Annotated in this window: 18 protein-coding genes; 6 read left to right on the top strand and 12 right to left on the bottom strand. The window is 71.0% G+C overall.

Features of this window, described 5'->3' with window-relative positions; translation table 11 throughout:
- Positions 1 to 115: 115 nt before the first annotated feature.
- Positions 116 to 1,384 carry an exo-beta-N-acetylmuramidase NamZ domain-containing protein gene (locus ACFW9O_RS00600; RefSeq protein ID WP_384603506.1) on the top strand — a complete coding sequence of 423 codons (1,269 nt, stop codon included), beginning with the start codon at positions 116 to 118 and terminating at the stop codon, positions 1,382 to 1,384.
- Between the two features lie 74 nt (positions 1,385 to 1,458).
- On the opposite strand, the gene ACFW9O_RS00595 is transcribed toward ACFW9O_RS00600, so the two are convergent.
- Positions 1,459 to 4,287 carry a penicillin acylase family protein gene (locus ACFW9O_RS00595; protein WP_384603503.1) on the bottom strand — a complete coding sequence of 943 codons (2,829 nt, stop codon included), beginning with the start codon at positions 4,285 to 4,287 and terminating at the stop codon, positions 1,459 to 1,461.
- A gap of 222 nt (positions 4,288 to 4,509) precedes the next feature.
- On the opposite strand from ACFW9O_RS00595, the gene ACFW9O_RS00590 reads away from it, so the two are divergent.
- A complete protein-coding gene (locus ACFW9O_RS00590) occupies positions 4,510 to 5,121 on the top strand; it encodes a hypothetical protein (RefSeq protein ID WP_384603500.1) in 612 nt (203 codons plus the stop codon).
- Between the two features lie 61 nt (positions 5,122 to 5,182).
- On the opposite strand, the gene soxR is transcribed toward ACFW9O_RS00590, so the two are convergent.
- On the bottom strand, positions 5,183 to 5,656 hold the full coding sequence (soxR, locus tag ACFW9O_RS00585; RefSeq protein ID WP_384603498.1) for a redox-sensitive transcriptional activator SoxR: 474 nt from the start codon (positions 5,654 to 5,656) through the stop codon (positions 5,183 to 5,185).
- A 159-nt stretch (positions 5,657 to 5,815) separates the two neighbouring features.
- On the opposite strand from soxR, the gene ACFW9O_RS00580 reads away from it, so the two are divergent.
- Positions 5,816 to 6,277 (top strand): MaoC family dehydratase, encoded by a 462-nt coding sequence (locus ACFW9O_RS00580; protein WP_351168084.1) that lies wholly within the window; start codon positions 5,816 to 5,818, stop codon positions 6,275 to 6,277.
- A gap of 50 nt (positions 6,278 to 6,327) precedes the next feature.
- Here ACFW9O_RS00580 and ACFW9O_RS00575 read toward each other — a convergent pair whose 3' ends face one another.
- The 3 genes from ACFW9O_RS00575 to ACFW9O_RS00565 all read right to left on the bottom strand — a co-directional run bounded on the left by ACFW9O_RS00575 (position 6,328) and on the right by ACFW9O_RS00565 (position 8,539).
- Positions 6,328 to 6,951, bottom strand: a complete 624-nt coding sequence (locus tag ACFW9O_RS00575) for a TetR/AcrR family transcriptional regulator (RefSeq protein ID WP_351168102.1) — start codon at positions 6,949 to 6,951, stop codon at positions 6,328 to 6,330.
- An 85-nt stretch (positions 6,952 to 7,036) separates the two neighbouring features.
- Positions 7,037 to 7,327, bottom strand: coding sequence for a YiaA/YiaB family inner membrane protein (locus ACFW9O_RS00570; protein ID WP_329212709.1), 291 nt, complete (start codon positions 7,325 to 7,327; stop codon positions 7,037 to 7,039).
- A 60-nt stretch (positions 7,328 to 7,387) separates the two neighbouring features.
- Positions 7,388 to 8,539 carry an acyl-CoA dehydrogenase family protein gene (locus ACFW9O_RS00565; protein WP_384603494.1) on the bottom strand — a complete coding sequence of 384 codons (1,152 nt, stop codon included), beginning with the start codon at positions 8,537 to 8,539 and terminating at the stop codon, positions 7,388 to 7,390.
- Between the two features lie 65 nt (positions 8,540 to 8,604).
- Here ACFW9O_RS00565 and ACFW9O_RS00560 point away from each other — a divergent pair, with 65 nt between their 5' ends.
- From ACFW9O_RS00560 to ACFW9O_RS00550, 3 genes are read left to right on the top strand one after another with little or no spacing between them, the layout of a single operon-like run.
- Positions 8,605 to 9,279, top strand: a complete 675-nt coding sequence (locus tag ACFW9O_RS00560) for a TetR/AcrR family transcriptional regulator (RefSeq protein WP_384603491.1) — start codon at positions 8,605 to 8,607, stop codon at positions 9,277 to 9,279.
- Between the two features lie 15 nt (positions 9,280 to 9,294).
- Positions 9,295 to 10,017, top strand: coding sequence for an ArsR/SmtB family transcription factor (locus ACFW9O_RS00555; RefSeq protein WP_384603488.1), 723 nt, complete (start codon positions 9,295 to 9,297; stop codon positions 10,015 to 10,017).
- 33 nt (positions 10,018 to 10,050) lie between these two features.
- A complete protein-coding gene (locus tag ACFW9O_RS00550; RefSeq protein WP_384603485.1) occupies positions 10,051 to 10,998 on the top strand; it encodes a DMT family transporter in 948 nt (315 codons plus the stop codon).
- 22 nt (positions 10,999 to 11,020) lie between these two features.
- Here ACFW9O_RS00550 and ACFW9O_RS00545 read toward each other — a convergent pair whose 3' ends face one another.
- The 7 genes from ACFW9O_RS00545 to ACFW9O_RS00515 form a co-directional block, all read right to left on the bottom strand.
- Positions 11,021 to 12,100 (bottom strand): zinc-binding dehydrogenase, encoded by a 1,080-nt coding sequence (locus tag ACFW9O_RS00545; protein ID WP_384603482.1) that lies wholly within the window; start codon positions 12,098 to 12,100, stop codon positions 11,021 to 11,023.
- 30 nt (positions 12,101 to 12,130) lie between these two features.
- Positions 12,131 to 13,525, bottom strand: a complete 1,395-nt coding sequence (locus ACFW9O_RS00540; RefSeq protein ID WP_384603479.1) for an aldehyde dehydrogenase family protein — start codon at positions 13,523 to 13,525, stop codon at positions 12,131 to 12,133.
- A 146-nt stretch (positions 13,526 to 13,671) separates the two neighbouring features.
- Positions 13,672 to 15,009 carry an ABC transporter ATP-binding protein gene (locus ACFW9O_RS00535; protein WP_384603477.1) on the bottom strand — a complete coding sequence of 446 codons (1,338 nt, stop codon included), beginning with the start codon at positions 15,007 to 15,009 and terminating at the stop codon, positions 13,672 to 13,674.
- Positions 15,010 to 15,149: 140 nt separating this feature from the next.
- Positions 15,150 to 16,409, bottom strand: a complete 1,260-nt coding sequence (locus ACFW9O_RS00530) for an MFS transporter (protein ID WP_384603475.1) — start codon at positions 16,407 to 16,409, stop codon at positions 15,150 to 15,152.
- A complete protein-coding gene (locus ACFW9O_RS00525) occupies positions 16,409 to 17,821 on the bottom strand; it encodes a CitMHS family transporter (RefSeq protein ID WP_384603473.1) in 1,413 nt (470 codons plus the stop codon). The genes ACFW9O_RS00530 and ACFW9O_RS00525 overlap by 1 nt, the downstream gene beginning before the upstream one ends.
- Before the next feature lie 121 nt (positions 17,822 to 17,942).
- On the bottom strand, positions 17,943 to 20,123 hold the full coding sequence (locus ACFW9O_RS00520; RefSeq protein ID WP_384603470.1) for a molybdopterin oxidoreductase family protein: 2,181 nt from the start codon (positions 20,121 to 20,123) through the stop codon (positions 17,943 to 17,945).
- Between the two features lie 138 nt (positions 20,124 to 20,261).
- Positions 20,262 to 20,909: a TetR/AcrR family transcriptional regulator gene (locus ACFW9O_RS00515; protein WP_384603468.1), complete on the bottom strand. Its 648-nt coding sequence runs from the start codon at positions 20,907 to 20,909 to the stop codon at positions 20,262 to 20,264.
- Positions 20,910 to 21,115: the final 206 nt, after the last annotated feature.

Genomic DNA, 21,115 nt, shown 5'->3' with positions numbered 1-21,115 from the left:
GGGAAGGGGTCCCGGGCAGGACTGGGAATCTGCCCAGTCAGGGCCGTTCCGTGCGGCCCGCGCCCGCGCTAGCGTGCGTGGCCATGACAGTCGGCGCGATCATGGAGGTAGCGGAATGAGCCTGTCCAGACGTGGTTTGCTCGCCGTCGGCGGAGCGATGGGTGCTGTCGCGGCCACCGCGGCCGGGCCCGGTACGGCCTCGGCCGCGGGCCGGGGGCACGGCGCCGGGCGCACCGGGGTCCGTACCGGCTTCGAACGTCTGGCCGCCGACGGGTACCGGCTGCTCGCGGGAGAGAAGGTCGGTGTCGTCACCAATCCGACCGGGATCGCGGCGGACGTACGGCACATCGTCGATGTGATGCACCCGGACGAGCGGGTGAATCTGACCGCCGTCTTCGGACCGGAGCACGGCTTCCGGGGGACCGCGCAGGCCGGCGGCTCGGAGGGACGCTACGACGACCCGGCGACGGGGCTGCCGGTCTACGACACCTACCTCAAGAGCGGCCAGCCGCTCGCGGACATCTTCACGGCGTCCGGTGTGGACACGGTCGTCTTCGACATCCAGGACGCGGGCGCCCGCTTCTACACGTACATCTGGACCCTGTACGACTGCATGGAGGCGGCGGCCCTCGCCGGCAAGCGGTTCGTGGTCCTCGACCGGCCGAACCCGGTGACCGGGCGGGCGGCGCTGGGGCCCGTGCTCGACCCTGCCTTCGCGACGTTCGTGGGGCGCAGGGAGATCTCCCAGGCGCACGGGATGACGGTCGCCGAGCTGGCGCTGCTCTTCAACGGGGAGTTCCTGGCGGCGCGGCCGGCGGAGCTGGACATCGTGAAGATGTCGGGGTGGCGGCGTTCGGACTTCTTCGACGTGACGGGACTGCCGTGGGTGCCGCCGAGCCCCAACATGCCGACGCCGGAGACGGCACTGGTCTACTCGGGGACGTGCCTGTTCGAGGGAACGAACCTGTCCGAGGGCCGCGGCACGACCAGGCCGTTCGAACTGCTCGGGGCGGAGGGGATCGACCACCGGTGGGCGGCGGCGGCGAACGCGCTGGAGCTGCCCGGGGTGGCCTTCCGTGAGGCCTACTTCGCGCCGACGTTCTCCAAGTTCCAGGGGAAGACGGTGGGCGGGGTCCAGGTGCACGTCCAGGACCGGGAGGTCTTCGACCCGGTACGCACCGGCATCGCGCTGCTGGTGACGGCGAAGCGGACGTGGAGCGGGTTCGCGTGGCGCCCGGACAACTGGATCGACAAGCTCACCGGCAACACCCGGGTCCGCACGATGATCGACGCCGGTGCGGACACCGATGAGGTGGTGGGGGCGTGGAACGCCGATCTGGCGGCGTTCCGGGCCAAGCGCAAGAGGTATCTCCAGTACCGGTGAGTGGCGGGGCACCCGCCTTGTCATCGAGCGCCGGACGGGCTCGACATGCCCGTCCGGCGCTTGAGGAGTCCAGGTCAGCGGTGGGAGGGGAACTCCACGACCTGCTGGTACGTCGGCCGGTTCTGCCAGTGGATCGTCTTGTGCGTGATCCCGCCGAGCGCGCGGTGGACGATCGCGTCGGTGCACCACTGCTCACCCGCCCCGCAGCTGTCGTCCCCGGGGTAGACCGCCGTCGCGGGCTCGGCAGCCGCCTGCTTCAGCGTGGTGAGCAGCGCCTGACGGCAGGTGCTCAGGTCGCCGTTGCCGCAGTACGTCTTCGCCAGCGGTCCCTTGACGGGCTGTCCGAGGACCTGTCGCAGGTCCTTGTCGGCGAAGCCCCACCAGCCGTACTGGAACGCGGAACCGCTGTGCGCCCCGCTCGGCCCGTGGCTCGCGGCCGGGGACTCGTCCGTGGCGAGGTTCGCGGTCAGCGCCGCGTAGAGGCCGTCACCCAGACCGGGCCGGAATTCCGCCTCGATGAGTTTCGGCCACCAGGCGTCCATGATCCGTACCGCGTCCGCGTGCGTGTAGGTGTGCGATCCCGGACCGGTCTCCTTGCGCTGCGATCCCGCCGCGCGCCATGAGTCCAGCTGCTGCACCACCGCGTTGAGCGCGGGATCGGTGACCGGCTGGGAGCGCAGCACCTTCAGGAGCTCGGGCAGCAGCTGCTCGCCCCGCAGGTCCGTGACGGCGGCCTCCGCCATGGCGCGGGTGAGGGAGGCGCGGGTCACTCCGCCGTCCTCGACCAGTTCCGCCACCCGGTCGTCGAGCAGATCGCCCCGGTGCACCGCGCCGAAGCCGAACGCGGCGGTGGCGTAGTCCTTGGCCTGGCGGTTGTTCCAGGAGATGTAGTAGTCCTGGCCGCTGGACCGCGGGTGCTCGGCGAACGGGGTGTAGTCCGTGGTGTTGGCGGCCGGGTCGTAGCCCTGCCACTCGTACGCCTTCTCGGCCTTGACCGGAAGCGCCGGGTCGACTCCGGCCGCGCGCACCGGGTTCATGCCGCTGTTGTAGAAGGCCGCGGTGCGCGAGTCCGCGTAGAACCAGTTGAAGGCGTAGTCGATGTGATGGGCCGCCTGCTGGAACGAGGCCGCGTCGGTGATGTACGCCGGGTCGTTGAAGAGCTGGAAGCCGATGATCGAGTCGGCTTCGTGGCGGTAGGTGGTGCGCAGCGAGGTGTACGCGACCGGCTTGCCGTCCACCGTGGCACGGTGGGTGACGATGCCGTGGTCCGTGCGCCACACCTGCATCCGGTAGGAGCCCTTGGCGGTGGAGTCGGCGACCGTGGGCTTCCAGGAGTTGGTGCGCTCCAGCTTCTCCATCGGGGCGCAGGCGCCGTCGTTGCGGTAGTGCGTGGAGCCCTTGGAGGGCGTGGAGCCGTTCGGTTCGCAGAGCTCGACGGCGTAGGTGTCGGTGATGTCCTGGGCGGCCGATGTGGCGCTCCAGGCGTAGTCCTGCCCGCGGCCCATCTGGACGTACATGCCGACGCCGGCGAAGGAGACGCCGCGGGCGCTGATGCCGGGGCCCTGGAGCTCCTGCAGCATCATCAGCTGGGGGGCGAAGTAGCCGGTCTGGGGGCCCATCACGGCGATCGGGTTGCCGCTCGCCGTGTGCTTGCCGGACACCAGGAGGGCGTTGGACATGCCGCGCTTCTGGGCGCCGCCGCCGGTTCCGGGGAGCGACCCCTGCGGGATGACACCGTCGTCGTACATACCCTGCAGCGGCTTGAGGGCGGCCGGGGCCTTGACCGGTGCCTTCGCGTTGGTGCCCGCCGAACCGGTGCGGTCGTAGATCAGGGGTTCGGGTGTGACCGAGCCCGCGTCGGGAAGGGCGGTACCGCGGGCCTCGTCGGGCTTGCCCGCGTACGGGAACGAGGTGCCGTCGTGGACGGTGAGGACGGCCTCGGGGTCGTTGCGCTGGCGGAACGACTCCCAGACCCTGGTCCCCTCCTCGACGCCGTACTTCTGCTGGGCGGCGAGCAGCGAGAGCGCGGCCTGCACCTCGCCGCCTCCTCCCCCGCCGAACTGTCCGCCGACGACCGAGGCGATGGAGATCAGGTCGGTCAGTTTGAACGGCTGGATCTCGCCTATGTTGGTGATCGAGTCGATCTTTCCGGTGAGGACGTACTCGCCCGGGAAGTAGCGGCCGTTCTTCGACTTCACCCGGTAGGCGTTGATGCCGTCGATGTAGGCCTGGGCATCGGCCATCGCCTGCTCACCGCGTGGGCCCTCGGTGGTCCTGATCCATTCGACCTGGGCCTCGAGGTCCGCCTCGGTGTACGGGGCCTGCGGCCAGAACTGCTGTTCCAGGCCCTGGTTGGCGAGTGCGCCCCCGGCGAAGGAGGTCAGCTCGCCGCGCCCGATGTGCCGGAAGAGGTCCATCAGCCAGAGGCGGTCCTGCCCCGCCGCGAATCCGGCGCCGAACTCGGTGCCGTAGCGGGTGGTGCCCTTGATGTGCGGAACGCCGCTCTTCTTGTCGCGGGTGATGGTGACGTCCTCGCGCGGCTTCGTGACGGACTCGACCTGGTCCGCGGCGACCCCGAAGGAGGCGTCGTTGAAGAAGTCGGTCAGTTTCTGGTCGGTGAGGCTCGTATGCCCCGCCACCAGGCCGTTGTAGCGGTCGAGCTGGTCGTCGCTGTGAGCCGGGTGGGTGCCGAACGCCTTGTTGCCGAGGATCTCGACGAGGGTGGCGTTGCCGTTCTCACCGGGTGGCAGGATGTCCGCGCACTGCCCCTGGCAGTGATCGGTGACAGCGACGGGTTCCGGCTGGGCCGCGCCGGCCTGGGGGGCCGAGGCGAGCAGGGACGTACCGAGGGCGAGAACGGCCGCGACTGTGGCGGCTCTGAGCGTGCGGGTGCGTGGGGGCATGCGTGCTCCTCCGGATGGCCGATGCGCCGGAGGTTACTGGCGGTACCCCCCGTCAGTAAGATGAACATCAGTCACTTTTTCCGAATCAACACACCCGTCGCCACGCCGCCTATATGGGCCATCTCAGGTAGTGGACACTTTTCACCTTTCGATGGAGCCGAAACGGGCAGTCGTACGTCCATCCCTTGACGCCGAAGTACGACCGACGGAGGTGGCAGTGTCATGGCCGGTTTCCGGAGTCTTGCGAGACAGGTCCGCGATCCGCGGGGCGATCTGGCATTGCGGCGGTACTCGCTGCGCAAATGCCTGGAACGATTCGCCCCTTACGGCCACCGGGCCACCTGGGATCACCTGTGCGCCCGGCACGGGATCGAACCCGAGGACCGGGCTCCCGACCCGGTGCGCCTGATCGGTGCGCTGGAGGAGCTGGAGGAGGCGCGGGACGTCTGGCTCGCGTACGAGACGGGGTTCGCCGAACGGCGGCGACGTGAGAAGCACGACGGACTGCGCCGGCCGGGCGCGTTCGACGACTGGCACCGGCGGACCTGGGGCGGCAACGGCATCGCCCCGTGCGACAACCCGGGGGTCCATCCCGCCGCACCGCTCGCCGACGTGCTGGGGCGCCTGATCGCCGCCCTGGGCGCGGAGCCGGGCGTGGCCTGCCCGGTCTGCACGGCGACCGGCATCGTCTGGCGGCAGGACCTGGACCGGGAACCATGGTCGGGCCCGGTCTGCACCGGGTGCGGCATCGTCGTTCCCCGCCCCGTACTGACCCCGGGAGCACTGGCCAGGGCCAGGGGGATGCGGCCGAGGGATCTGGCCTCGGCGGCCTGAAGCGCGCGGGGGGCGCTCGCCTGCGCGCACCCCGCGTCGTCCGTTTCCGGAGCCGGCAGGGCTAGGAGTCGTCCGCCGCCTTGCGCTCGGGCATCAGGCGCGACCCCGTGATCCGTTCGCCGGACACATCGTCGGGGTTGGACAGCACACACGTCTCCAGCGACAGGCATCCGCAGCCGATGCAGTCGGTGAGATGGTCCCGCAGCCGCCCCAGCTGCTTGATGCGCTCATCCAGCTCCGAGCGCCACGCCTCGGACAGCCGCGCCCAGTCCTCCCGGTTCGGCGTGCGCTCCTCCGGGAGCTCGGCGAGCGCCTGCCTGATGGTGGCGAGCGGGATACCGACCCGCTGCGCCGCGCGCACGAACGCGACCCGGCGCAGGGCGTCCCTGGTGTAGCGACGCTGGTTGCCGCTGGTGCGGCTGCTGGTGATCAGGCCCTTGGACTCGTAGAAGTGCAGGGCCGACACGGCGGCGCCGCTGCGTGCGGAAAGCTGGCCGACCGTGAGTTCGTGAAGTGTCTGCGGGATCTGTGGCACTCCCCGAACCCTACTGGTCCCGCCTCGAACCCTGCCGCCCGCTTCGAAAACCTGGCCGGTCCGTCGTTGACAGGGACGCACTGCCCAACCATGCTGAGCAAGCGCTTAGACATTCGTTCGGGGACGACGGCAGACAGCCGGAAGGCAGGGACCAGGAACATGGCAGAGCCGAAGATCTTCACGTCCGCACAGGAGCTGCGGGACGGGGTGGGCGAGGAGCTCGGTCACAGCGATTGGCTGGAGATCGAGCAGAAGAGGATCGACCAGTTCGCCGAGGCCACCGGTGACCACCAGTGGATCCATGTGGATCCGGAGCGTGCCGCCACCGGCCCCTTCGGCACGACGATCGCCCACGGCTATCTGACGCTCTCGCTGCTGCCCGCGTTCGTACCGCAGATCATGCGGGTCGAGGGCGTGAAGATGGGCATCAACTACGGCAGCAACAAGGTCCGCTTCCCCTCGACCGTGCCGGTGGGCTCGCGGCTGCGCGCGACGGGTGTGCTCAAGAACGTCGAGGAGGTGGGCGGCGGTGTGCAGGTGACCACCCTCGTCACCATCGAGCGCGAGGGCGGCGACAAGCCGGCCTGTGTCGCGGAGGCGGTTTCGCGCTTCTACTTCTGAGCCGCACACGTGCGCCGGGCGGGCTCGAGGGCCCGCCCGGCGCACGGGCGCTACTTCTGCGCCCCCACCATCCGCAGGACGAGGTCGGCGTAGAGCGTGCCGACCTCGTCGGGCGTCCGGCTCCCCTGTGCGTTGAACCAGCGGGCCACGTCGATGCAGAGCGAGAGCACGGCCAGCGTGGTGCCCGGGACGTCGGGAACGTCGAACTCCCCCGCCCGGACGCCGTCGCTGATGATCCGGCGCACCGCGGCGTCGCTCTTCCTGCGCAGTTCGACGATCTCCACCCGGTGCTCGTCGCCGAGCGCCTCGAGTTCGTACTGGACGACCCGGGCCGTGGTGTGGCGCTCGGCGTGCCAGCGGACGAAGGCCTGTACGGCGCCGGCGAGCCTCTCGGTCGCCGTGCCGTCCCTGTCGGCAGCCGTCTCCAGGAGGAGCAGGGCCCGGTCGTGACCGATCCTGCTGATCCGGTGGAGCAGCTCTTCCTTCGTCTTGTAGTGGATGTACAGCGCGGCCGGGCTCATCCCGGCCCGCCCCGCGATGTCCCGGGTGGTGGTCGCGTGGTACCCGCGTTCGGCGAAGGCCTCGACGGCGGCGACGAGGAGTCGCCGGGCCGCCTCGGGCGTGACCTCACTCCACGGTGTCTCGTCACCGTCGGTCTGCTCCGCCGTGCTCATGGTCACGTGCCCCTCTCCCTCTGCAGGACGCACACCATACCTCGATCCTGAGCAAGCGCTTAGGGGTCGCCGGCGAATGGGACCGTCAGAGCTTCTGGAAGGGGTCGTGCTCGGCGAGGATCTTCTCCAGCCTGGCCTGGTCGACGCGGCTGATGATCTGCCCCGCCTCCTGACGGTCCCTGATGACCTTGGCCAGAGTGAAGCACGAAGTGACGAGGTAGAGGACGCCGATGGCGAGGAAGGCCCTCACCCAGGCGTCGGCGTCGAGGAAGAAGATGCCGAGGGCCACCGCGCCCATGGCCACTCCGAAGGAGAGGACGGCCTGGCCGTAGAAGGCGGCGGTGCTCTGCTGCTTGACCGATGTTGTCTCACTCATGTCGCACAGCATCCGGCGCGGCGGCGTCCGGCACATCCGTCGTCGTACTCAGTCCGGCACTCAGAAGGCGGAGACACCCGTCAGCGCGCGGCCGATGATCAGCTTCTGGATCTGGCTGGTGCCCTCGTAGAGGGTCATCACGCGGGCGTCCCTGACCAGCTTGCCCACCGGATACTCGTCGATGTACCCGTAGCCGCCGAACACCTGGAGGGCGTTGTTGGCGGCGCGGACGGCCGCCTCGGAGGCGAAGAGCTTCGCCGTGGACGCGGCCGTGGCGAAGTCCTGGCCGCGGTCGACGAGGTCGGCGACGCGCCAGGTCAGCATGCGCGCCGCGTCGACGTCCACGGAGATGTCGCTGATCAGCTCCTGGACGAGCTGGTAGCTCGCGATGGACTTCCCGAACTGCTCACGCTCGCCCGCGTACCGTACGGCGGCGTCGAGGGCGGCCTGCGCGATGCCTACGCAGCCGGCCGCGACCGACATCCGGCCCTTCGCCAGGGCGGACATGGCGATCGAGAAGCCCTTGCCCTCCGGCCCCAGGAGCGTGGCGGCGGGAACGCGGACGTCCTCCAGCACGATCTCGGCCGTCGCCTGGCCGCGCAGGCCGAGCTTGCCGTGGACGGTGCGCCGGGTCAGGCCGGGGCTGTCGGCCGGCACCAGGAAGGCGGAGATGCCCCGGTGGCCGGGGGTGTCGCCGGTCCGGGCGAAGAGCAGCACCACATCGGCCCAGGTGCCGTTGGTGATGAACATCTTGGAGCCGTTGATCACGTAGTCGTCGCCGTCGCGCACGGCCTTCGTCGTGAGGTTCCCCGCGTCGGAGCCGGTACCGGGCTCGGTGAGGCCGAAGCAGCCCACGGCCTCACCGGCGGTGAGCTTCGGCAGCCACTGCCGCTTCTGCTCCTCGCTGCCCCAGGAAGCGATGGTCTTGGCGACCAGGCCGAGCGAGACGGACACGATGCCGCGCACGGACGAGTCGCCGCGCCCGAGCTCCTCGGTCACCAGGCAGTACGCAAGGTGGTCGCCTCCCGAGCCGCCGTACTCCTCGGGGACGGTCAGCCCGAGGAAGCCCAGGGAGCCCAGCTTCTTCACGATCGACTTGTCGACGCTCTCGGCACGGTCCCACTCGACGACATGCGGGGTGATCTCCCGTGCGACGAAGTTCTCGGCGAGCTCCCGGACGGCTGCCTGCTCCTCGCTCAGCTCCAGGTTCATCCTGCGACACCCCACTTTTAATTAGCACTGCTAGTTTTATGTTTGCAGGCCCTACTATGTGCCGCATGGCCCGACCGCGCAAGCCCCTCCTGAGCAGAGACCGCATCGTCGAGGCGGCGAGCGCGCTCGTCGACGCCGAGGGGCTCGACGCGGTCTCGACCCGCCGGCTCGCGGCCGAGCTGGGGGTCAGCGGACCCTCGCTCTACAACCACTTCCGCAACAAGGACGAGATCCTCGACGCGGTGGCCGACGCCGTGTCCGCGAAGGTCGACCTGTCGATGTTCGAGGAGGCCGACCCCCGCGACTGGCCGGCCGCCCTGCACGACTGGGCCGTCTCCTACCGCGCGGCACTCGCCGCGCACCCGCACATCGTTCCGGTGCTGGCCCAGGGACCCGGCCGCAGGCCCGCCGGCCTGCGGGTTGCCGACGCCGTCTTCGGCGCGATGGTCCGGGCCGGCTGGCCGCCCACCCAGGCGACCTACATCGGCGCGCTGATGCGCTACTTCATCACCGGCTCGGCGCTCGGCTCCTTCGCCCGCGGATTCGTCGACGACGAAACGGCGTACGACCCCGCGGACTACCCCCACCTCGGTCAGGCCCACCTGCTGGCCGACCGCCGCCAGCAGGTCGACGAGGGCGCCTTCGAGACGGGCCTGCGGGCCCTGCTGGACGGGCTCGCGCTGCAGTACGAGCAGACCGCGCCGAGCGGCACTCTTCGGCACTCGCCGAACGGTCGCTGACGCATCCTGGACCGTATGGCTCGCATGACACCGCACGGTCCGGCCGCCGCCCACCTCGCCGCCCTGGCCTCGCTGCTCGCCGACGAGACCCGCGCCGCCTTCTGTCTCGCCCTGCTCGACGGCCGCGCCTGGACGGCGGGCGAGCTGGCCCGGCATGCCTCGGTGGCCCCTTCGACGGCGAGCGAGCACCTGGGGAAGCTGGTCGCGGGCGGGCTGCTGACGCAGGAGCGCCAGGGCCGCCACCGCTACGTGCGGCTCGCCGGCAGCCGCACCGCCCGCCTCGTCGAGGAGCTGGCCGCCCACGCCCTTCCCGACCGTGACGAGGAGCGTCCACGCACCCTGCGCGCGGCGGGCATCAGCAGCGCGCTGGCCAGGGGACGCACCTGCTACGACCATCTCGCCGGGCGGCTCGGCATCACGGTCACGGACGCGATGACCGCTCGGGGGCTGCTGCGCCAGGACACCGGGTTCGCCCTCACCGACGACGGACTCGACTGGTTCGCGGCGCTGGGAATCGTCCTGGAACGCGGCGGACGACGGCCGCTCGTACGGGAGTGCCTGGACTGGACGGAGCGCCGGCCGCACCTCGCGGGGGCCGCCGGGGCCGCGCTGTGCGGTCACGCGCTGCGGGCGGGATGGTGCGTACGCATCGGGTCCGGCCGCGCGGTGAAGGCCACACCGGACGGGGAGCGCGCCCTGTCGGAGCTGCTCGGGATCGAGGCGGAGACTATTCGGTAGGTGCCGAAGCGTCCCGGGCCTACTGTCTGGGCCATGACGACGACACCGACATCGCGCCGTGCTGCGCCGAACGCTCCGGGGCGCGACTGGCGGGCCCTCGCCGCCGCGTCCACCACGGTGGTCCTGTGGGCCTCCGCCTTCGTCTCCATCCGCAGCGCGGGCGAGGCGTACTCACCGGGAGCCCTGGCACTGGGCCGGCTCCTCGCGGGGACGCTGACGCTCGGGGCGATCCTGCTCGTACGCCGGGAAGGGCTGCCGTCCCGGGCGGCATGGCCCGGCATCGTGGGATCGGGACTGCTGTGGTTCGGGCTCTACATGGTGGCGCTCAACTGGGGTGAGCAGCAGGTCGATGCGGGCACCGCCGCGATGGTGGTGAACATCGGCCCGATCCTGATCGCGCTGCTGGGCGCCGGGCTGCTCGGCGAGGGGCTGCCGCGCCGGCTGCTCGCGGGCATGGCCGTGTCGTTCGCGGGGGCCGCGGTGGTCGGTCTCTCCATGTCCGGGCACGGGAGTTCCTCGGTGCTCGGAGTGGTCCTCTGCCTCGTGGCCGCGGTGGCGTACGCGGGCGGTGTGGTCAGCCAGAAGCCCGCCCTGCGGCACGGATCCGCGCTGCAGATCACCACGTTCGGCTGTCTGATCGGTACGGTCGCCTGTCTGCCGTTCACCGGGGTGCTGATCTCGGAGGCGGCCGACGCGCCGGTCGCCGCCACGCTGAACATGGTCTACCTGGGCGTCTTCCCGACGGCGCTGGCCTTCACCACCTGGGCCTACGCGCTGGCGCGTACCACCGCGGGCCGGATGGGCGCGACGACGTACGCGGTCCCCGCCCTGGTGGTGCTGATGTCGTGGCTGCTGCTCGACGAGGTACCCGCGCTGCTCACCGTGGCGGGCGGGCTGCTCTGCCTGGCCGGAGTGGGGGTCTCCCGCACCCGGGCGCGCCGGGCGGAGCCCCGGGAGGAGCCGGCGGCCCGGGTTCCCTGACCCGGGCCGCCGGCGGGAGCTTCTAGAAGACGACGAGCGCCCGGCCGCCCTTGCCCGCGATCATGTTCTCGAAGGCCGCCGGAATGCCGTCCAGGGCGATCCGCTCCGTCACCAGCATGGAGAGGTCGAACCGTCCGGCACGGATGTGTTCGGCGAGCACCGGCAGGTCGCGGGCCGGGTCGCTGTTCCCGTACACACAGCCCGTGAGCGAGCGGCCCCAGTGGAAGATCTCCAGGGCGTTGAAGGACACCACCTGGTCCTTGCCGCCGATGCCGACCACCGTGGTGCGGCCGCCGCGGCGGGTGGACTCCCAGGCCCCGCGGATCGTGGCGGGCCGTCCCACGCACTCCACGGCCACGTCCGCGCCCTGGCCGCCGGTGAGCTTGCGGATCGCGCGCGGGGTGGTGTCGGAGGCGATGACGTAGTCGGTGGCACCCGCCTTGCGGGCGAGCTCCTCCTTCTCCGGTGAGACATCGACCGCGATGATCTTCGATGCCCCGGCGATCCGCGCGGCCTGCAGGACGGCGAGGCCGACCCCGCCGACCCCGAAGACGACGACGCTCTCGCCCTCGCGGACCCGGGCGGAGTGGTGCACCGCGCCGTATCCGGTCAGGACCGCGCAGCCGAGCAGCGCGGCGTCGGTGAGCGGGATGCCGGCCGGGGCGGGCAGCACGCAGTTCGCCGCGACGACGGTCTCCTGCGCGAACGCCGCGACGTTCAGCCCCGGGTGGAGCTCCGTGCCGTCGGCCGTGCGGGCGTGGACGTTGGCCGCGCCCTTCAGCGCGTCGGCGCAGAGCCAGACCTCACCGATGCCGCAGTGGAAGCAGCTGCCGCAGGACGGCGCCCAGTTGAGGACGACCGCGTCGCCGGGGGCGATGTCGGCCACCCCTTCACCGACGGACAGGACGGTACCGGCGCCCTCGTGGCCGAGGACGGCGGGGACGGGCAGCCGCATGGTGCCGTTCGTCAGGGACAGGTCCGAGTGGCAGACGCCGGCGGCGGCGAGCGAGATGCTCACCTGGCCGGGGCCGGGCTCGGGAAGTTCGATGTCGGTGATCTCCAGGGGAGCTCCGACGGCGGGCAGTACGGCGGCGCGGACCACGAACAGACTCCTTGACGGTCGGTAAAGGTCTCAGAACTGGAGGGACTTGGTCTGCAGGTACTCGGCGAGGCCGTGCGGGCCGAGCTCGCGCCCCACTCCCGACTGCTTGTAACCGCCGAACGGAGCCAGCGGGTTGAAGCGGCCGCCGTTGATGTCCACCTGACCGGTGTCCATGCGGCGGGCGAAGGCGACGGCCTCGGCGTCGTCGGCGGCCCAGACCGCCCCGGCCAGCCCGTACACGGTGTCGTTGGCGATCCGCAGGGCGTCGTCCACGTCCTGGTACCGCAGGATCGAGAGCACCGGGCCGAAGATCTCCTCGCGCGCGATGGTCATACCGGGCGTGACGTCGGCGAACACGGTGGGGCTGACGTAGTACCCCTGCTCCTTGGGCGCCTCGGGCCCTCCTGCGACGAGGCGGGCGCCTTCCTCGATGCCCTTCTCGATGTATCCGCGCACCCGGGCCTGCTGCTTGGCGTTGACGACAGGGCCGACCCGCTCCCCGGGTACGTACTTCGCCACGGCCGCCGCGGCGAGAGCCACGGCCTCCTCGTACCGCTCGCCGTCGACCAGCATCCGGGTCCACGCGCTGCACGTCTGGCCCGAGTTGGACATCACGTTGGCGACGCCGACGTTGACCGCCTTGGCGAGATCGGCGCCGGGGAGGATGACGTTGGCGGACTTGCCGCCGAGCTCCAGGGCGACGCGCTTGACCGCCGCGCCCGCCGTGGCACCGATCCTCCTGCCGACGGCCGTGGACCCGGTGAAGGAGACGAGGTCGACGTCCGCGTGCTCGGCGAGTGCCTGTCCTGCGACCGGGCCGAGGCCGGTGACCAGGTTGAAGACACCTGCGGGAAGTCCTGCCTCCTGGGTGACCTCGGCGAAGAGCTGGGCGGTGAGCGGGGTGTCCTCGGCGGGCTTGAGCACGACGGTGCAGCCGGCCGCGAGCGCGGGGGCCACCTTGGCGACGATCTGGTGGAGCGGGTAGTTCCAGGGGGTGATCGCCCCGACGACGCCGACGGGCTCCAGCAGGACGGTGGAGTTGCCGAGCTTCTCCTCGAAGGAGTAGGAGGCGGCCAGTTCGGCGTACGAGCCGGCGACCAGCACCGGTACGCCCGCGTGCACCATCTGGGACAGCGGCAGCGGCGAGCCCAGTTCCGCGGTGACGGTCTCGGCGATCTCGTCCTTGCGGGCGGCGAGCACGTCGCGCAGGGCGGCGATCCGTGCGGCGCGCTCGGCGGGCGGGGTGGCCGCCCAGCCGGGGAACGCGGCGCGTGCGGCGCGTACCGCGGCGTCGACGTCCTCGGCGTTGCCCGCCGGGACGTGGCCGATGACCTGCTCGTCCGCCGGATTCACGACCGCGATCGTGTCCCGGCCCGCGGCGGGCCGCCACTCCCCGCCGATGTACATCCCGTCATGCGCCTTCATGGCTGTTCCTCCCGGGCTTGCTGTGCCTGCCGCCGTAGCCGTGCGTCGTACGGACGGATGCCGTCCCGGCCCCAAACTAGCGCTGTTAGTTTTTCGGCGCCAGGGAACGGCTGGAGACACAGGTCACGCACGGCCGCGGCCGGCAGTCACACGTCGAGTCCCGGAATGACCTTGGGCAGGGGGCAGATCCGGCGCCCCGAGTGGTCGAAGACGTACAGATGCGCCAGGTCGACGAGGAGCGGAACCTGCCCGCCGGCCCGCAGCCGCATGTCGGGGCCGGTGCGCACCACGAGGTCGCTCGCCGTGACGGCAGGCCGGTCGGGGCTGCGCACGACGTACGGTTCCCCGTCCGGCTTGTCGAGTACGGCGACGGATCCCGTGGCGCGCTGCTTCAGTCGTTCCAGTACGCCGATCCCGCCACCGGGTGCGCGGCGGCGGCGTGGGGGCGACTGCTGGCGGGCCGACTCCAGGTCGGGCACGACCGCGGGCTGTGAACCCGTGTTGAGGTGGACGAGCGCCTCGTGCCCCTGGTACTCGACGTGCTCGACGATGCCGCTGAGCGCGACCTCGCCGCGGCGGGCATGGCTGGGCGGGGCGATCCGCACGGCCTCGGAACGCAGGCCGACGATGATCCGGCGTCCCTGCTGGATGCGGAGCAGCTGGTGGTCGGGGCTGAGCGGTTCGGGCAGCGGCAGGCGCTGCCGCCCGAGGTCGATGGACATGCGCCCCTCGAGCGGGGCGTGGACGACGGCCTGGAGCAGATTGATCCGGGGGGTGCCGATGAACGCGGCGACGAACACGTTCTCGGGTGTCGCGTAGACCTCGCGCGGCGTGCTGACCTGCTGGAGCACCCCGCCGCGCATCACCGCCACCCGGTCGCCGAGCGACATCGCCTCGGCCTGGTCGTGCGTGACGTACACGGTGGTGACGCCCAGTTCCCGGGTGAGCTGGGAGATCTCGGCCCGCAGGTGGTTGCGCAGCTTCGCGTCCAGGTTGGACAGCGGCTCGTCCATCAGGAAGGCGGAGGGATGGCGCGAGATGGCCCGGCCCATCGCGACCCGCTGGCGTTCGCCGCCGGAGAGCTGACCCGGGTAGCGGTCGAGCACGCTTTCGATGCCGAGCATCCTGGCCGTGGCCTCGACGCGCTCGCTGTTGTCCCTGCGCGGGTTCTCCAGCTTCAGCGGGAAGCCGATGTTGGCGCGGTTGGTCATGTTCGGGTAGAGCGCGAAGTTCTGGAAGACCATCGCCATGCCGCGTTCGCGGGGCGACACGTGGTTCGCGGGCTCGCCGTCGAGCAGCAGCTCCCCCTCGGAGATCTCCTCCAGGCCCGCGATCATGCGGAGCACGGTCGACTTGCCGCAGCCGGAGGGCCCCAGCAGCACGACGAACTCGCCCGGGTCGACGGACAGCGAGAAGTTGTCGACGGCACGCGGAGCCCGTCCGTACGTCTTACTGACGCTGCGCAAGGAGATGGCACGAGTCATGGTTCCGCCCGGGGAGGTGGGTGGGCTGCACGTGGGGAGCGGCTGCGTGGCCGAAGTTAGCCCACTGGACGGGGTGTGGGAATGACTCGTGCGCAGGTTAAGCAGTTAAGTCTGCGAAGTGGCGGAGCAGGCCGGATGTGTCAGATGGGGTTCCGGTTTGCGCAAGGGTGCTCGGTCGCCGGGACAGGTGGGGTGGAAGGGGCGGGAGGTATGTCCGAAGTCTGCGTCCGGCCGCCGCGCAGACCGAGCCCCGCGGCCCCGACGAGCAGCACGCCCAGCATCACGAACGGTGCGGCGCTGCCCGCGATTCCCGCGGTCAGGCCCGCCGTCGCGGGGGCGGCCACCTGGCCGAGGCGGTTCCCGGTCAGCCGGAGGGCCAGCGCGGTGGAGCGCGCCTTCGCGGGGGCGGCGCGGACGACGGTGGTCATCGACAGGGGCTGGCCCACTCCCAGGCAGAAGCCGAGCAGGGCGAGCATCACGGCAAGCACCGGGACAGGGACGGGCAGCGCGATGCCCGCGCAGATCAGGCCCCCGAGCAGGCAGGTCGTGGTGAGCAGCGCGTTCCGGCCGAGGATCCGCAGCATCGGTGTCATCACCAGCCGGCAGGCGATGGTCGCGGCGGCCCGGAGGCTCAGCAGCAGTCCGACCGTGGCGGGTGCGATGCCGCGTTGTTCGCCGACGACCGGCAGGTAGGCGGTGAGGATGTCGGTGGCGGAGAGCACGGCGAGGCTGATGAAGATGCCGGCCGGGACGCCACGGGTACGCAGGATCCGGCCGACGGGCACTTTCTGTGCCGTCTCCGAGGGGGAGCCGCCGGCCGTCCGGTGCTCGATGCGCCACAGCGCGGTGAAGGAGACGACCGCGACGGCTGCCGAGACGAGGAGGGCGAGGGCGCTGGTACGGGCCATGGCGCCGTCCCGCTCCGAGATGAGGTAGCCGGCGGCGATCGGGCCGATGAGCTGGCCGAGGGAGGCACCGATCGTGAAGTGGCCGAAGTTGCGGTCCTGTTCGGCGGGCGCCGACTGCCGTGCGACGAGTGACTGGGCACCGATCACGAAGCAGAGGTGGCCGAGGCCCATGAGTCCGCTCCAGGCCGCCAGGGCCGGGAGGGAACCGGCCGTGCCGCTGAGGGCACAGCCTCCGCCGATCAGTACGACCCCGAGCGGCAGCAGGGGGGCGCAGCGGCCGTGGTCGGTCCTGCGGCCCAGCGGTACGGCGGCGAAGAGCGGAAGGAGCGCGTACACGCCGGTGATGACGCCGATCGCGCTCTCGTCCGCACCGAGCGAGAGGGCCCGGTAGGAGACGGCGGGCCGCGCCATCGACACCGCTCCCTGGGCGAAGGCGAAGGCGATGACGAGGCGCAGCAGCCAGCCCCTGCCGGGCCGTTGTTCGGGAGGCATCAGATGATGCCGAAGAGGATTCCGGCGCCGAGGACCACCAGCGAGGTGAGCACGGCCCATTTGACGGTGAACTTCGTGTGGTCGCCGAACTCGACCTTCGCCATGCCGACCAGCACGTACACCGCGGGCACGAGCGGGGACGACATGTGCAGGGGCTGGCCCACCAGGGAGGCCCGGGCGATCTCCAGCGAGGAGACGCCGTGGGCGGCACCGGCCTCGGCGAGCACGGGCAGGACTCCGAAGTAGAAGCCGTCGTTGGACATGAAGTACGTGAGAGGGAGGCTCAGTACGCCGGTGACGACGGCCATGTGCGGCCCCATCGCGTCGGGGATGGCGCCGACCAGCCAGTCGGCCATGTGATCGACCATACCGGTGCCGGTGAGCACGCCGGTGAAGACGGCCGCCGCGAAGACCATGCCGGAGACGTTGAGCACGTTGTCGGCGTGGGCCGCGATACGGGCCCGCTGGTCGGGCATGTGGGGGAAGTTGACCGTGAGGGCGAGGGCCGCGCCCAGGAGGAAGAGAACCGGGATCGGCATCAGTTCCAGGATCATGGCCGCCAGCAGGGCGACCGTGAGGCCGGCATTGAACCAGTAGAGCCGGGGGCGCAGGGTGGACCTGTTGGGGTCGAGCCCCTTGAAGTCCTCGTCGCCGTCCTCGGTGTCCGTGGCGTCCTCACCGTCGAGGGCGTCGCCACCGCCCGCGGAGGGCGTGCCCTTCGCCGGCCGGTCACCGCCGCCGCCCGCGCCCACGAGCACGGTCTCGGGTTCCCGTACGAGCACCTCGTCGAGAGTGAGCGTGCCCAGGCGCTTGCGTTCGCGACGGCCCAGGACGCACGCCAAGAGGATGACGGCGAGCAGTCCGACGGCGAGTGCCGGGATCATCGGGACGAAGATGTCGGCCGCGTCCAGCTTGAGCGCGGTGGCCGCGCGGGCGGTGGGGCCGCCCCAGGGCAAGGTGTTCATGACACCGTTCGCCGTGGCGGCGACACCGGTCATCACGACCAGGCTCATCTTCAGCCGCTTGTAGAGCGGGTACATGGCCGAGACAGTGATCATGAAGGTGGTGGAGCCGTCTCCGTCCAGCGAGACGATCGCGGCGAGCACCGCCGTGCCGATGACGATCCGCATCGGGTCGGCCTTGCAGAATCGCAGGATGCCCCGGACGACGGGATCGAAGAGGCCGACGTCGATCATCACGCCGAAGTAGACGATGGCGAACATCAGCATCGCCGCGGTCGGCGCGAGGGTGCCGACGCCTTCGATGACGTAGTCGCCGAGCTTCGCACCCTGCCCGACGGCTACGCAGAAGAGTGCGGGGATCAGGACCAGCGCCGCGATCGGCGACATCTTCTTCATCATGATCAGGACCAGGAAGGTCGCGATCATGGCAAATCCGAGGATTGTCAGCATGTGGGATACCTAACGTTCACCTTTGAACTCTCACCGGTCTCGGCGGTTCGGATGACGTTAGGTGTCCCGTCGGGCTGTTAACAAGATGTTGACGTGTGAGCAATACGAGCAAAACCCCAGGTCAGAGCGTCGGCGTTACGGACACCGGGACGGCGTTGAGCACAGCGGTGCCGGACAGCGGGTCCAGGAGGGTGCCGTCGAGCAGCTGATTCACGTTGACTCCCGGCCCGGTCTCGGCGACGGACATGCGCGTGCCCGGGCGGCTGTGCCCCCAGCCGTGCGGAAGGCTGACGACTCCGGTCCGTACCGCGTCGGTGACCTCGGCGGGCGCCTCGACCTCCCCGCCCGCCGCGGTGATGCGTGCCGTGGCACCGTCGGCGAGCCCGATGCGGGCGGCGTCGTCGGGGTGGATCTGCAGGGTGCAGACGTTAGAGCCGCCGCGGAGGGAGGAGACGTTGTGCATCCAGCTGTTGTTGGAGCGCAGATGGCGTCGGCCGACGAGGACGAGGCCCGTGGGCCGTTCGTCCAGCGCCTCCCGCAGCCGTGGCAGGTCGGCGGCGATGGGGGCGGGGAACAGCTCGATGCGGCCGCTGCGGGTCCTGAGCAGCTGCGGGACGCGGGGCTTCAGCGGACCGAGGTCGATGCCGTGCGGGTGCGCGAGGAGCCCCTCCAGCGTGAGGTCGTACGGGCCCAGGCGCAGCATCAGGTCGAGGCGACGCTCCGCGCCGGTACGGCCCGTCAGCTCGGCGGCGAACTCCTCCGGGAGGCCGGCCCGGGTGAGGGTGGCGGCGATGGCCATGTCGTCGACCGTCTCGGGCGGTGCGCCGTGCATACCGCCGACGGCGAGGACGAGCCGGGCGAGGATCTCGGTCTCGGCCATGCGGTCGTCCTCCAGCGGGACGGGCGCACGGGTGTAGCGGACCTGGTTGTGCACGGCGAGGGCGTTGAGGGCGAAGTCGAAGTGGGCGCTCTGCGAGGGCGGTGGCGGCGGCAGCACGACGTCCGCGTGGCGTGAGGTCTCGTTGAGGTACGGGTCGACGCTGACCATGAAGTCGAGGCCCTCGGCGAGCGCCCGGTCGAGCCGGTCGCCGTCGGGCGCGGAGAGCACCGGGTTGCCCGCCACGACGATAAGTGCGCGGATCCGCCCCTCCCCCGGGGTCTCGATCTCCTCGGCGAGCGCGACGACGGGGAGTTCGCCCTTGGCCTCGGGGTGCCCGGAGACACGGCTCGCCCAGCGGCCGAGCGCGAAGCCCTTGCCGGGAGCGGCGGCACGGGGTGCGCGGGCGGTGGCGGAGAGGGGGAAGAGTGCGCCGCCGGGGCGGTCGAGATTCCCCGTGAGGATGTTGAGTACGTCGACCAGCCAGCTCGCCAGGGTGCCGTGTTCGACGGTGCAGCTGCCGATGCGCCCGTAGACGGCCGCGGCGGGGGCGGCGGCCAGTTCTCGGGCGATCGCACGGATGGTGCCGGCGTCGATGTCGCAGGCGGCTGCCACCGCTTCGGGCGTGAAGTCCTCGATGGCCTCGGCGAGTTCGTCGTAACCGTCGAGGTGCTCGGCCAGCGCGCCGGGGTCCGCGAGCTTCTCCTCGAGCAGGACCTGGGTGAGCGCCGCGAGCAGCAGGGCGTCGGCCCCGGGGCGGATCGCCACATGCCGGTCCGCGAGGCGGGCGGTGCGGGTGCGGCGCGGGTCGATGACGGTGAGGGTGCCGCCGCGTTTGCGCAGCGCCTTGAGCTTGCCCGGGAAGTCGGGGGCGGTACACAGGCTCCCGTTGGACTCGAGCGGATTGGCGCCTATCAGCAGCAGGTGCGCGGTGCGGTCCAGGTCGGGTACGGCGATGGCGTTGGCATCGCCGAAGAGCAGGCCGCTGGAGACGTGCTTGGGCATCTGGTCGAGGGTGCTCGCGGTGAAGACGTTGCGGGTGCCGAGCGTGGAGAGCAGCAGTTGCGGATAGAGCCCGCCGGCCATCGTGTGCACGTTGGGGTTGCCGAGGACGACACCGACCGACTGCTTGCCGTACTCCTCGGTCAGGGCCGGGATCCTCGCGGCGATCATGTCGAAGGCCTCGGTCCAGGTCGCCTCCCGCAGGACACCGTCCGTGCGCACGAGAGGGGTGCGCAGCCGGTCGGGGTCGGCGTCCAGACCTCCGAAGGACGCGCCCTTGGGGCAGATGAAGCCCTGGCTCAGGACGTCGTCACGGTCGCCGCGGGCGCCGGTGACCGTCGTTCCCTCGATGGTGAGGGTGAGTCCGCAGGTGGCTTCGCAGAGCGGGCAGATACGCAGAGCGGTGCGGGAATCGTGGGACATGGGCCCTCCCCGGGGCGGCGACAGCGGTGGCGCACGGGCATGCGCCGTCGGGCCGCGGACCGCACAGCGGGTGCGAGCTCCCGGCCGGGTCGAGCATACCGACCGGTACGGATGCTGGCGAGGTGTTGGCGCCACCTGTCATTCGAGGACCCGCGCGAGATAGGCCTGGATCAGCACGCGGGTCTCCCCTATCAGGGCCGGGTCGCCCGACGGGTCGGCGTGGAAGGCGAGTTGGAGCACCGCGTCGGCGGCCTCGACGCAGACCAGTACCGTCCGGAGCAGATCGGTGTCGGGGTCGCGGCCGAGGTGGCCGGAGAGCAGGGAGGCCAGCCGGCCCGCGACCCTGCGGTTCGACTCGTCGAGCGGGTCGCCGGCCGGTTCCGGAGGGCCGAAGTCGACGAGGGCGAAGCCGGGGACCGAGCGCTTCATCGCCAGGTACTCGTCGAGTACGGCGTCGATGGCGCTCCGCCAGTCCTCGGTGGGGATGTCCGCGAGGCGGGCCACGATGCGCTCGGCGTAGAGGTCCAGATTGCGCTCGGCCAGTGCGTCGACCAGCCCGCGCTTGTTGGAGAAGAACCGGTAGACGGATCCGATGGGCACACCGGCACGGTCGGCCACCGCCCGGGTGGAGAGCTGTTCGTAGCCGGTCTCGTCGAGGAGCGCGGCGCAGGCGTCGAGGATCCGGGCGAGGCGGTCGGCACTGCGCTGCTGCACGGGGGCGCGCCGGAGGTTCGTGTTCGCATGGGGCACGGCTCCATGATGCCGTGGGTCCGGCCGGGTGTTCATCCACCGTGCGTGCCCCCGAGACCCGCCGAGACGGCCCCGCCCGGCCCTCGGCACCCCCTGGCCACACCCGCCCCCGACCGCGTTACCGCGTCGGCCGTCACGGACACGGCACAGCGGTCCCCGTATGCCGTTGACGGGCGGCGTTTCGATTCCTACGGTTGTCCATAGGATTCTTCGTCGGGGGATCCATGGATTCCTCTTCCCAC

The sequence above is a fragment of the Streptomyces sp. NPDC059499 genome (assembly GCF_042749285.1).
Classification (GTDB): Bacteria; Actinomycetota; Actinomycetes; order Streptomycetales; family Streptomycetaceae; genus Streptomyces.
This window is presented reverse-complemented; position numbering and strand designations above follow the sequence as displayed.